The organism is Mucilaginibacter myungsuensis, from assembly GCF_015222005.1.
In the GTDB taxonomy this organism is placed as follows: domain Bacteria; phylum Bacteroidota; class Bacteroidia; order Sphingobacteriales; family Sphingobacteriaceae; genus Mucilaginibacter; species Mucilaginibacter myungsuensis.
Window position 1 is genome coordinate 55,822 of record NZ_JADFFL010000010.1, and the last position, 12,858, is coordinate 68,679.

Annotated in this window: 12 protein-coding genes; 9 read left to right on the forward strand and 3 right to left on the reverse strand. The window is 44.1% G+C overall.

The features are described 5' to 3' along the window. Positions 1-119 precede the first annotated feature (119 nt). The 6 genes from rny (at position 120) to IRJ16_RS20115 (ending at position 7,786) form a co-directional block, all read left to right on the forward strand. A complete protein-coding gene (rny, locus tag IRJ16_RS20090; protein WP_194113441.1) occupies positions 120-1,688 on the forward strand; it encodes a ribonuclease Y in 1,569 nt (522 codons plus the stop codon). Between the two features lie 160 nt (positions 1,689-1,848). Beyond that, on the forward strand, positions 1,849-2,220 hold the full coding sequence (locus IRJ16_RS20095) for a hypothetical protein (RefSeq protein ID WP_194113442.1): 372 nt from the start codon (positions 1,849-1,851) through the stop codon (positions 2,218-2,220). A gap of 58 nt (positions 2,221-2,278) precedes the next feature. Next, positions 2,279-2,794, forward strand: a complete 516-nt coding sequence (locus tag IRJ16_RS20100; RefSeq protein WP_228080350.1) for an Mpo1 family 2-hydroxy fatty acid dioxygenase — start codon at positions 2,279-2,281, stop codon at positions 2,792-2,794. A 6-nt stretch (positions 2,795-2,800) separates the two neighbouring features. After that, positions 2,801-3,304 (forward strand): hypothetical protein, encoded by a 504-nt coding sequence (locus IRJ16_RS20105; RefSeq protein ID WP_194113443.1) that lies wholly within the window; start codon positions 2,801-2,803, stop codon positions 3,302-3,304. 228 nt (positions 3,305-3,532) lie between these two features. Further along, a complete protein-coding gene (locus IRJ16_RS20110; RefSeq protein ID WP_290246138.1) occupies positions 3,533-6,214 on the forward strand; it encodes a TonB-dependent receptor in 2,682 nt (893 codons plus the stop codon). Between the two features lie 51 nt (positions 6,215-6,265). Further along, a complete protein-coding gene (locus IRJ16_RS20115) occupies positions 6,266-7,786 on the forward strand; it encodes a hypothetical protein (RefSeq protein WP_194113445.1) in 1,521 nt (506 codons plus the stop codon). A 253-nt stretch (positions 7,787-8,039) separates the two neighbouring features. Here IRJ16_RS20115 and IRJ16_RS20120 read toward each other — a convergent pair whose 3' ends face one another. Further along, the gene (locus IRJ16_RS20120; protein ID WP_194113446.1) at positions 8,040-9,797 is read right to left on the reverse strand and encodes a lysophospholipid acyltransferase family protein; all 1,758 of its coding nucleotides are present in this window, start codon (positions 9,795-9,797) and stop codon (positions 8,040-8,042) included. Positions 9,798-9,879: 82 nt separating this feature from the next. Here IRJ16_RS20120 and IRJ16_RS20125 point away from each other — a divergent pair, with 82 nt between their 5' ends. Continuing rightward, positions 9,880-10,713 carry a helix-hairpin-helix domain-containing protein gene (locus IRJ16_RS20125; protein WP_194113447.1) on the forward strand — a complete coding sequence of 278 codons (834 nt, stop codon included), beginning with the start codon at positions 9,880-9,882 and terminating at the stop codon, positions 10,711-10,713. Continuing rightward, complete coding sequence (locus IRJ16_RS20130) at positions 10,710-11,237, forward strand: adenine phosphoribosyltransferase (RefSeq protein ID WP_194113448.1); 528 nt, start codon at positions 10,710-10,712, stop codon at positions 11,235-11,237. Before IRJ16_RS20125 ends, IRJ16_RS20130 begins: the two co-directional genes overlap by 4 nt. On the opposite strand, the gene IRJ16_RS20135 is transcribed toward IRJ16_RS20130, so the two are convergent. After that, positions 11,234-11,476, reverse strand: a complete 243-nt coding sequence (locus IRJ16_RS20135; protein WP_194113449.1) for a hypothetical protein — start codon at positions 11,474-11,476, stop codon at positions 11,234-11,236. The two genes, IRJ16_RS20130 and IRJ16_RS20135, sit on opposite strands and share 4 nt — an antisense overlap. Before the next feature lie 49 nt (positions 11,477-11,525). Next, a complete protein-coding gene (locus tag IRJ16_RS20140) occupies positions 11,526-11,783 on the reverse strand; it encodes a hypothetical protein (RefSeq protein ID WP_194113450.1) in 258 nt (85 codons plus the stop codon). An 814-nt stretch (positions 11,784-12,597) separates the two neighbouring features. Between IRJ16_RS20140 and IRJ16_RS20145 the strand changes: the two genes are divergently transcribed. Continuing rightward, a complete protein-coding gene (locus tag IRJ16_RS20145; protein ID WP_194113451.1) occupies positions 12,598-12,855 on the forward strand; it encodes a hypothetical protein in 258 nt (85 codons plus the stop codon). The last annotated feature ends 3 nt before the right edge of the window (positions 12,856-12,858 follow it).

Genomic DNA, 12,858 nt, shown 5'->3' on the forward strand with positions numbered 1-12,858 from the left:
TAACTGAGAAAAGAGGTTTTTAAATAATGACGCTTAAGGTTTAGTTGCGGTCTTTTTATTTAAAGCAATTTATAAACACACATAACCAAACAAACGATCTATATATACCACCAAACAAAATGAACGACTTAGTACTCTATATTATTATAGGCCTGCTCGCCGGTATCCCAACGGGTATCGTGATAGGTCGCTTTCTGCTTAGGAAGCTATTCAAAAACCAGGAATTATCAGCACAGAATAAAGTTAAAAAGATCCTGAAAGATGCTGAGAGCGAGGCCGAGATCCTTAAAAAGAACCGGATGTTTGAAGCTAAAGAGAAATTTTTACAGCTAAAATCAGAGCACGAGCAAGAGGTTAACTCTAAAAATAACGTGATCAATCAACGCGAGAACACGCTTAAACAAAAAGAGCAATCGGTAAACCAACGTCTGGAAAACTTTAACCGTAAAGAAGCTGAGCTGGACACAACCCGTAAAAATTTAGAAAAGCAGACCGAACTTGCCGTTAAAAAGCAGGAAGAGGTTGAGGTTTTAAAACAACAACACGTTCAGCAATTGGAGACCATTGCCGGTCTGTCTGCTGAAGAAGCTAAGAACCAACTGGTAGATAACCTGCGCGAAGAAGCCCGTACCAAAGCCATGATGCAGATCAAGGATATTGTGGACGAAGCTAAACTGACCGCTACCAAAGAAGCCAAAAAGGTGGTTATCCAAACCATCCAACGTACCGCTACCGAATCAGCTATCGAGAACACGGTGTCTATCTTCAATATCGAGAATGACGAGATCAAAGGCCGTATCATCGGTCGCGAAGGTCGTAACATCCGTGCGTTGGAAGCAGCTACCGGTATCGAGATCATTGTGGACGATACCCCTGAGGCGATCATCTTGTCAGGTTTCGACCCTGTCCGCAGGGAGATAGCCCGTTTGGCTATGCACCGTTTGGTGACCGATGGTCGTATCCACCCGGCCCGTATCGAAGAGGTTGTGGCCAAAACCAAAAAACAGATCGAAGAAGAGATCGTAGAGATAGGCGAACGTACCGTGATCGATCTGGGTATCCACGGCTTGCACCCTGAGCTGATCCGTATGGTAGGCCGTATGCGTTACCGTTCGTCTTACGGACAGAACTTGTTGCAGCACTCACGTGAGGTAGCTAACTTCTGCGCTACCATGGCGGCTGAGTTAGGCTTGAACGTGAAGATGGCTAAACGTGCCGGTCTGTTACACGATATTGGTAAAGTACCTGATGATAACCCGGAACTGCCACACGCTATCCTGGGTATGCAGTTAGCCGAGAAATATAAAGAGCATCCTGACGTGTGCAACGCCATCGGTGCCCACCACGACGAGGTCGAGATGACCAGCATGATATCGCCTATCATTCAGGCTTGTGACGCTATCTCAGGCGCTCGCCCGGGTGCACGCCGCGAGGTGGTTGAAAGCTACATCAAGCGTTTGAAAGAATTGGAAGAATTGGCCATGTCTTATCCTGGCGTAGAGAAGACCTTCGCTATACAGGCCGGTCGCGAGTTACGTGTAGTGGTAGAGAGCGAAAAGATCAGCGACGCACAGTCAGAGATCTTAGCAGCTGATATCTCTAACCGTATCCAAACCGAAATGACCTACCCTGGTCAGATCAAAGTTACCGTGATCAGGGAGACCAGATCCGTAGCGTTCGCTAAGTAGGAGCCCCCCGACCCCCTTGAAGGGGGGTAGGAAATATTGAGCCCTGATGCGATGAGCATCGGGGTTTTGTTTTTTGTGCCGATCCAAAATTAAGTCCATAAAATATTTGTTTTTCTACGAATTATTCGTAGATTGGTGATGTTACCTAAATAAGATCATCATGAAAAAGTTAACTCACTTTAAAACAGTATCAGCAACGATCGCTATCGTCTCATCTTTAGTCCTGTCGACAGCATCAGCACAAACAACGGATAGCTTACGGAAGGCTGCTGCTGCAGCTAAAGGAGATACCGCTATGGTCATGCGGCATGCTATTGATGGTGTGCTTGTTTCTAAAGAGGTGTTTGATGCCCGTAAAGATGGCCTGATCGGCTTGATCGCTTATCCCGGCAAAATATTCGATCCTCAATATAAAGGATACGTAGCGATGAAAGTATCAGAGAAAAACGAAAACTCGCCGGCAGTTCTCAAACTTAAAGCAAGGGCAGATTCGCTGGGATTAAAGTCGCACAGAATGGAACGCCGGCAATAAGAGGGTAGGCGTTTGCGGTGATATGCTTATCTTTGCGGTATAACAACGACAACCAATCTTGGAAAAGCAGCCCATCGAAATAAAACCTAAAAGGAAAGTCGACATCCTATTCGATAAATACTCCGAGCATCACCAAGATCCTACCAATAAACTGATCCATTGGATATGCGTACCGTTGATCATGATGAGTTTGATCGGTTTGGTTTGGGCGATACCGTTCCCGCACCTTAAGTTTTTGGGACAGTACAATGGTACGTTCAACTGGGCATCTTTCTTGATCGCGTTCTCTATTTACTACTATTACAAGCTGTCGCCTATACTATCGTACTTTATGCTGATGGTAACCATGTTCCTGTGCTACTTTGTTACTTTGTTAGAGAAATGGGGACAGACCGGTGGTCCGCAGCTATGGCAATCCAGCTTAATTATATTCGTATTGGCCGGGGTAGGTCAATTTATCGGCCATAAGATCGAGGGTAAGAAGCCATCATTCCTTGATGATGTTAAGTTTTTGCTCATCGGCCCCATCTGGTTGCTGCATTTCTTATTAAAGAAAATGAACTTGAAGTATTAAGAGACGTTGAAGCAACCAATATTTGTTTTCCAGAAGTTAACGATATGGCAGATCTGCGTTGCCTTAGCTTATTTGTCGCTGTCTGTATTTGTTTACTTCAAATGGATTAAATACAGTGACAGTGATCAGTCTGAATTAATAATCTTTTATGCGGTGGGAACGCAGGTGTTTCTGATATTCCTGTATTACCTCCCTCTACGTAACTTAACGGTTTATCTGATCTGGTTGAGTTTTGCTGCGATACAATTTGCGGGATATTATATTTTGAAAGGCAGCATCTTTTTAAGGCTATCCGAGATCGAAAGCATAAGACTTATCCGTAACACAGCTCCGCTACTATTGCTTTTTCAGGTCTTTAGAGTAATAAGTTTGAATATTCAGCACCAGGAATTTGTCATTCCGGGAAAAGGGGGGACTGATCTATGGGATGAACGTTCTGCTAATTTTTTAGATTTTTGCTTTATGCTTCTTTATCTTGCTGCATTTTGGGGACTGATATTTTGGCAGTAATTGCATTACTGGAGAATACCTGATCATTGCTATTTAACTATCAGGCAATTTTACCACAACCTTTAATTAGCGTTAAGCCATCGTTTGATAATATAACCATGCCTTAACATTGGGCTAACATTATAGCTGAACCTTTGTAGAAAGAAATTTCGACAAATGAAAAGGCTCTGTTCCGTTTTACTTTCCCTATCACTTTTAATAATATCAAGTGCAACGTTCGCCCAAAATGTGGGCAAGATCACCGGTAAAATATCTGATGGCAAAACTGCCGAGGTATTGATCGGTGCTACCGTATTGATCGATGGTACCGCCAAAGGCGCTGCTGCCAACATTGATGGCGTTTATAGCCTGGCCAATGTTGCTCCCGGTCATTATTCTATTACTGTTAAGTACATTGGCTACACCAGCAAGCAGATCAGCGATGTAGAGGTTAAGGCCGGCGCTGCTACCACGCTTAACGTGGTGTTAGATGCGGTACCTGCAAAAACCCTGAACACTGTAACTGTAAAAGGTACTTACAAGCAAGAATCGGTTAACTCTTTATACGCTCAGCAGAAAAATAGCGCGGCTGTTACCGATGGTATCACATCCGAATCTATTAAAAGATCACCGGATAAAAGTGCATCAGAGGTTTTGCGCCGTGTGAGTGGTGCTACCGTGCAGGACAACAAATTTGTTGTTATCCGTGGTTTAAGCGATCGTTATAACAATGCGTCGTTAGATGGTTCGGCTTTACCAAGCACCGAGCCTAACCGTAAAGCATTCTCTTTCGATATCGTTCCGGCTAACCTGATCGATAATATGATCATCAGCAAAACCGCTACACCAAACCTGGCAGGCGACTTTGCAGGCGGATCGGTACAGATCGTTACTAAAGATATCCCTGACGAGAACTTTGTTACCCTGAACATTGGTTACGGTTACAATACCAACACAACATTCAAAATCTTCCAAAGCGGCTATCGTAATACAACTGATTATTTAGCGTTCGATAATGGCTCACGTCAGTTATCAAGATACTTCCCGTCTAAAGCTACTATCGATGCCGGTATGAGCCAGGCCCGTCAAAATGTGGCATTGAACAGGTTTAACCCTGATCTTACCGTGCGTGATAATAATGCCTTCTTGAATACTAACTACCAAGTATCGGTAGGTAGGGTAAAGGACTTTAAGAACAATAACCGTTTAGGTGTTATTGCTGCCTTAACTTACCGCAACCAGATGCAGAACATCAATGACGGTAAAGTTTTTTATCATCAATATAACTATGATGATCTGAAGTACAAGTTCTCTACCAGTGTAGGTGCTTTAGCCAACTTTGCTTACAGCTACGGAAAAAACCGTATCACGTTCAAAAATATCTACAACCGTAATTTCGACGATATGTACATGTACCGTACAGGTACTAACGTTGCTACCGGTTACCTGAATAAGTTTTACGCGTTCGATCTTATCCAAAAAGGTTTGTTCAAAACTACGGTACAAGGCGACCATAGCTTTGGCGAACGTAACTCCAAACTTACCTGGAACGCCAGCTACGCTAACATCATCAATAATCAGCCGGATCAGCGTAAGTTGAATTATTCTTATACCAATGGTGACTATTACGCGGATCTTAACACAGCAGGCCGTCAGAACGCGCGTTACTTTGCTAATCTGAACGAGAACATCTACGGTGGCCAGGTAGATTACAACCTGCCGTTAACGGTATTAAAAGAGAAAGCCACCTTTAAAACAGGCTTTTCAACTCAATACCGTGATCGTAAGTTCGTGCCAAGGTTTATTGGTATGGTTATCAATCCGGCTGTCCCGGGTGCGGAAGAATTAAGGACCCGCCCGATCAACGAGATATTTGGTACCGACTTTATCAACCAAAATTTTTACAATCTGCAAGACATCACGTTACCGGATGACCCTTACGTAGCTAACTCGTTAACCAACGCCGGTTATGTAATGTTGGATAACGCCCTGTCAAAGAAAGCCCGTTTAGTTTGGGGTGTACGTGTAGAGAAATTTGATCTTGATCTTACCACCTCAGCTAACAATAAAGCAAAGCTTGACAATCTGGACATTTTGCCGTCAGCTAACTTTATTTACAGCGTAACGCCTAAAGCCAACTTAAGGTTATCTTATTCGCGCACCGTTGCCCGTCCTGAGTTACGTGAATTGGCACCATCTACCTATTATGATTACGAATTGCTGGCTACCGTGCAAGGTAACCTTAACTTAAAACGTACGCAGATCCATAATGCGGATATTCGTTATGAGTTTTACCCATCGGCTGGTCAGATCATCTCGGTATCGGGTTTTTACAAAAACTTCTCTAACGCGATCGAGTCTTATTTCGATGATAAATTGTCTACCCCAAATATCACTTACTTCAACACTGCTAAAGCAAACAACTTCGGTGTAGAATTTGAGTTCAGGAAGACATTGGATTTTATCTCTCCAAAGCTGAAGAACACTACCTGGTACACCAACTTGGCTATTGTTAAGTCTGAGGTAGAGGATCCACAGTTAACCTTGTCAGAGCCGGGCGGCAAACGCCCAATGGTTGGTCAGGCGCCTTACGTGATCAATGGTGGTATCATGCAAACCGCATTTAATAACCGTGTTAGCGTAAACCTGCTTTACAATCGTGTTGGCGAACGCATCTTCAGAGCAGGTGGCAGTATGTTCCCATCGGTATATGAGAACGCCCGTGATGTTGTAGATCTGCAACTTGGCCTGCGTGCATTTAAAAGCCGTGGCGAGTTTAAGCTTAACGCTACCGATCTGCTTAACCAGCAAACCAAATTCTTCTTTAAAAATCCAAAAGATACTTACAACCAGGCAACTTATGGCGATGTATATAACCGCTACAGGTTAGGTCAGTCTATCTCACTGTCGTTCGCCTACAACTTCAAGTAAACTATAGTCTATTTATAAAGAACACAACAACAAGAAAAACAAATTAGGATCATGAAAAAGTATTCTCTATTAGTAATGTTAGCAGCGGGCATGTTGTTCGCATCTTGCAGCAGCAAGAATGACAACCCTAATCCGGACCCGGGTACTAACCCTCCAACAAACAACACTAACGTTGTTGAAGTAAGCGGCGATATTTCTGCCAACACTACCTGGTCTGCAAGCAAGATCTATCTATTAAAAGGCTTTGTTTACGTAACCAACGGCGCTACCTTAACTATCGAGGCCGGTACCATCATTAAAGGTGATAAAGCTACCAAAGGCACGCTGATAGTAACCCGCGGTTCTCAGGTAAACGCAACCGGTACAGCCGATAAGCCTATCGTGTTTACATCTAACGTTGCGGCTGGTGGCCGTTCAGCTGGTGATTGGGGTGGTGTTATCCTTTTGGGTAGGGCTCCTGTCAATCCTGCAGGTGGTTTCGCTACAATCGAAGGTGGTTTGATCCCAACTAACGGTGGCGCTAACGATAAGTACATCCAATACGGTGGTAATGTTGCTGCTGACAACTCAGGTACTTTAAAATATGTACGTATCGAGTACGCAGGTATCCCATTCTCACCAGATAGCGAGATCAATGGTCTTACTTTAGGTGGTGTAGGTTCAGCTACAACTATCGATTACGTTGAGGTTTACCGTTCAGGTGACGACGCTTTCGAGTGGTTCGGTGGTACTGTTAACGCTAAACACTTATTAGCTATCGGTTCTGTAGATGACGACTTTGATACCGACTTCGGTTTCTCTGGTAAAGTACAATTTGGTTTAGCTCAACGCGCTCAGGTTATTGCCGACGTATCTGGTTCTAACGGTTTCGAGTCTGACAACGATGCTACCGGTACTAACAACACGCCGCAAACCAGCGCAGTATTCGCTAACATGACTATCGTTGGTCCTGCGTTTAACGGTACTACTTTAGCTGCTATTGCAGCGGGTGGCAGCCAATCAGGTATCAATGCTAACTTCCAGCACGCTGCTCAGATCCGTCGTAACTCGGCTATCAGCATCAGCAACTCGGTATTCACTAACTACACTGAGGGTGTTTATTTTGACGACGGTACTGTAGTAACTGCAGGTGCAACTTCTGATAACTATGTTAACAGCCGTTCAGTTGTTAAAAACAACATCATCTTCGGTTCTAACTCAAAAAGCAACCAATTAAAAGGTACAGCAGGTGTTTTGGCTAAGATCTTTGCAGGTATAGCTTCTATTCAAGCTCAATTAACTGCTGACAACACTATCGACGCTGCTAAGACCGGTACCGATCTTTATGTTGCTCCTTTCAAATACGGTTCAGACTTTAAAGCTTCAGGTAACGCTTTGTTCGGTACTCCTAACTTTATTTTAGCTGCTAATTCAGTAGCTGCTGCAGGTGCTACCTGGACAGGTAAATATGCCGACGCTTTCTTTGAGCAAGTTGCTTTCCGCGGTGCATTTGGTACTACTGATTGGTCATCAGGTTGGGCTTCTTACGACCCTCAAAATATTGCCTACACAACTCCTGGTGTTGTAAGATAATTAGCAGATCCGTAAAAAGACGCTATATAAAAAAGGTCCGCAAGCGATAAGCTTGCGGACCTTTTTTGAAGTTTTTATTTTTCTTGTCATAGCGAGGAGCGAAGAAGTGGGGCTGAGGGACGGCGAGCGACGCGGCGATGTCATAGGACAAGCAACGAGGACCTGCCTATGAGATCGCCACGCTGCCCCAACGCAATGCCACTTCCTTCCGCTCCTCTCAATGACAATTTTTCATGGTCTCCGGACTCCTCTCCTACAAATTCTTCCCTAATTTCTCCAGCATATCTTGCGGAACATCGTGCAGGTCCAACACTAGGAACCCATCTAACGAATCCGAAAATTTAGGGTCGATGTTAAAGCAAATGATCTTGGCATTAAGGGCGATGTATTGGCGAAGCAATACCGGTACCTTCATGTTGCGGGTCTCTACCTCGGATATGATATTGTCCAGCCCTTTAAGCGAATCGGCGGTGCCGGTCAGCAACAGTTCAGTATCGATCTTAGAGAAATCGACTTTGAATTTTTTACGCGGGCGCACGTACTGAGCCATGTCATGATCAAAATGGTTTTTGGTGATATAGTCTACCATCAGCGATTTTGAAAATTTAGAAAAACTATTGCTGATGCTTACCGGCCCGATCAGATAACGGTAACGAGGGTTATCCAATAAGTATTTCAACACCCCTTTCCAAAGAAGGAATAGCGGCAGCGCCTTACCCTGATATTCGGCACGAATGAATGAGCGGCCCAATTCGATACTCTTTTTTAGCACGGGAGTAAATTGCCCTTTGATCTTAAATACCTCGGCGGTGTAAAATCCTTTTTTGCCGCGACTGTAAAATATCTCGTCGCCCAGTCCTAAACGGTAGGCGCCTACTATCAGGTTAGCTTCAGTATCCCAAATGAACAGGTGATGGTAGTAGATATCGTACTCATCCAGATCGATGCTTTTATTGGTGCCCTCGCCAACCTCGCGAAAGGTGATCTCGCGCAGGCGGCCTATCTCGCGGATGATGTTAGGTATGGCCGATGTTGGGGCGATGAACACCTCGTAATTCTTTTCGGTCCAGGTGAGGTAGTTCTCGCGTAACCCGGCAACTTCTTTTTCAAGAATGCTTTGTGCAGTTTCGGCAGGTATCTGTTCTACATCCTTTTTTATCTTGAACAGATTGCGCGGGTTAAATAGTTTTTTCTCTTCTTCTAAACCTGTGCCTAAGGCATACGTTTTTGCCCTTAGATAATTGAGCAGCTTGGTGGCGTTGTTATTGTCGGGTACGTCGGCCACGTTAATAGGTTTGCCGATGCGCACTTTAATGGTCTGCCCTTGCTTGTTAAATAATTCTGATGGTAGCTTTACAGTCCGCAGGGTAGGGTGGATGACACTAAGTAAATTAAATAACAAACCATTGTTTCCATGGAAATAGATAGGCACCACCGGCACTTTAGCCTTGCTGATGATCTTGCCTACTACCGGGTGCCACTTGCGGTCGGTCACCTGTTGTTGTTCTATTTTAAAGGTAGATACCTCGCCCGCCGGGAAGATGCCGATAGGGGTGCCGTCGGCTAACAAACCAAGCGTGTTTTTTAACCCGCTGATGCTGGATGAATGGTCGATATTCTCAAAAGGATTTACGGCTATAAAGGAATCGCTCAGATTGGGGATCTTTTTTAGTAAAAAATTGGCCATCAGTTTAGCATCGGGTCTTACCGAGCATAGTAAATTTAACAGCACCATGCCCTCTACCCCGCCATACGGATGGTTTGCAATGGCTATGAACGCACCTTCTTTAGGGATATTCTTTAACTCGCGCTCATCAAACTCTACAGTTATGCCTATCGCGTCTAACACGGCTTTGGCAAACTCCGGTCCTTGTTTAGGCTGTGCCTGTGCAAACACCTCATTTACCTGATTGATCTTCATTAGTTCCATCAGCCATGCGGCAAGTCCGGGCATTTTTAATTTGTCCAGTTTGGTGGCCTTGGCAAATTCTTCGGTAGTGATGACCTTCATAAATTTAGGTAGTAGTATGTACTTTCGTTTGGTGAGGTAAATATCCTCAATTTTTCTCTATTTTAACGGCAGATAAGCCTGTATGATGCAAGACCAAGTCAAAAATTACTTGTCGCTCACACGCAAAGAATGGAACGGCGTGGTAGTACTTTTGGTATTGATCGTTTTAGCATTGATAGCGCCCTATGCGTACGAAAAGTTTTACCCTTATCAGCCACTGAACACTAAAGGCTTAGATGCCGCCATTGAAAAGTTGTACGCCCGGAATAGGGATAGTGCAAAGTCTGATCAAGCTACGTTATTTAAATTCGACCCCAATCATTTGCCGGACAGTCTTTGGTTAAAGCTCGGCCTGAACGAAGGACAGATCAGCGCTATCAAAAATTACGAAGCTAAAGGCGGCAAGTTTTACAGCAAAGCCGATGTGAAGAGGATCTACACCATAGATAGCCTTGACTACGCCCGGTTAAAACCCTTCATCAACCTGCCCGGGGAAAATTACAAAGAGCGGACTGATGCTATAGTCGATATCAACACCGCTAACGAGACCCAATTAATGCAGCTGAAAGGCATTGGTAAAGGCTTTGCCGCCGCCATTATCCGCTATCGCGACAGACTGGGTGGCTTTCATAAAAAGGAACAACTGAAAGAAATATTTGGGTTAGACGAGTTCACTTACAAAGACGTTGCGCCCAATATCAGGATAGATAAACGCAAGGTCAATAAGATCGATATTAATAAAGCGACCACCAATAACTTAATGGTGTTCCCCTACCTTACCTACAAGCAAAAGAATGCCATTGTAGAATACCGTAATCAGCACGGCGACTACAAAGAACTGGCCGACCTGGAAAATATCCCGATCCTTGACCTGGAAATTTTGCGTAAAATTGCACCCTACATTGTTTTTAAATGATAGCACAACAGATCAAGACCGCCATCCGCGATATCCCCGACTTCCCGAAGCCGGGCATCATCTTTAAAGATATCACCCCTATATTGAAAGATCCCGCACTGTGCGACGGTATCCTCGACGCATTCATAGCACAGTTAGGCGATACCAAAGTTGACGTGGTAGCAGGGGTAGAGAGCCGCGGGTTTTTGTTCGGGCTATCGTTAGCGCAACGTTTGGGTGTACCCTTTGTGCCGGTGCGCAAAGCAGGCAAGTTACCTTACGAACGTAAAAAGAAAGTCTACGAGTTAGAGTACGGCACCGCTACTATAGAAATGCATACCGACGCTTTTGAACCCGGACAGCATGTACTGATCCATGATGACCTGTTAGCCACAGGCGGGACAGTTACCGCCGCAAGCGAATTGATACAGGAAATGGGTGGGGTAGTAGCCGGTTTTAGCTTTGTAGTAGCACTTGGATTTTTGAACGGCCGCCAGAAAATAGCACCGATCAGCGATAAGATATGGGTACTGGCCGATTATTAACTGATCGAGCGTAACACCACCAGATATATCCCCGCAAAGGCCGACATCAGCATAATGCAAAACGGTACCATCAGGAAAGTGCCGCGGTAAGTAATAATACCGCGTGTGCTTTTGTACAGCATATACACCAATAGTGGCAGCATCAAGATCACATGCCTTGTTGTTACTACAGCCCCAATGCTCACCAGCGCCAACGACCAGATCGTTATCAGGTCGCGATTTAATTTTAGCGTCTCCATCACTTATTTCTACGCAAAAATGGGGTGTAAGGTTTTGTAAAAGGTGTTTTTATTCGATCCACATATTAATTTTAGATACAAATTCCCATTTGCCGTCTGTCTTTTTCATTAATGCTTCTCCACCTGAATAGCCGGATCGGTACAGGATCTTTGCATAGGTGAAATTTTCATCGAAGATAATACCATTGATCGTTGGTGATGACCTTAACAGCCACGAACCACCCCAGTGACCGTGTTTGATCTTGATATATTTTTCCAGAAATTTTTGACGATTCAGGCTTTCATCCGCTGCTATTGAAGGATCCATAATTCCATTGTTCGCAAATGGAACATGATCGTTTTTTAAAAAACTTGTTAAAGTGGTATTATATTCATTTGTTAAATACAGACTCCGCTTTATGTGTTTCGGAACTGATAACCGAAAGTTTCTTATGATCAAATATTGCTCTTTAGGTTCAACTGGATCAATCATATTATACGGTCCATAAGTGTTAAGATTCTTGTCGATAATTTTCCGTCGACTCGGTTGAGAGCGGTCTTTCTTATCGAGTCGGGCACCCGATATTTTATCATACGCTTAGCTATAAAAGAGTCGATCTCTGCCTCAGAGTAAACCAATCTCTGTATAAATTGAACTTTTACGGTATCTGGATACACAAAAAATCTCGGCATACGTTTCAGTTTGGCAAATAACGATCGGCTTTTGTAGAAGTTGATGTAATATGTGGTAGCGGCAGCATAAGCATTCTTTACGGTATCCGGTTGTTTTGCTACCTCGGAGTCTGACACTGGTTTAACATGCTTATGCCAAGTGTTAAGAAAGTTAAATAGTTGCTTTGATGAATTATGCTTGTAAGCAATATCAAGCGAATCTTTTTTCCCGTTAACCGCCATCGGTTTTTGCGCTTGAGCCGAAATTGATATAAGTACCGTCGACAATATAAATAAGGCCTTTCTCATGTTGCTTTAGTTGTAACTTAAAGATGCGCTATCCGTCAGATTTCCACATAACAATCATAAATAATCACTCATATTAAGAATAAAGTGGTTCGGGTATTCGGCCCGTTCCGAAAACTGTCCATTGAAACCTACCAGATCTTTCCGAACTTGCACCCCTGATCATGCTTAACAAAAATACCATTGCCACAGGCATTCTTTTAGGGTTGATATTGCCGGCCTTAGCGGCGGTCCTTTTCGAGTTCATCATTCAGGACGGCTGGAAACTGATCCAACGCGGCATGCCGTATTTTATCACCGTGGCCCTTAACTTGGGGCTGATGCGTTATTTTGCCGGTAAAGGGCAGGATCGCACGGCGCAAGGAGTTATGCTGATCAGTTTTGTGTTTATGGTAGTGGTTTACTTTTTCAGGTTCAGGTAGGCG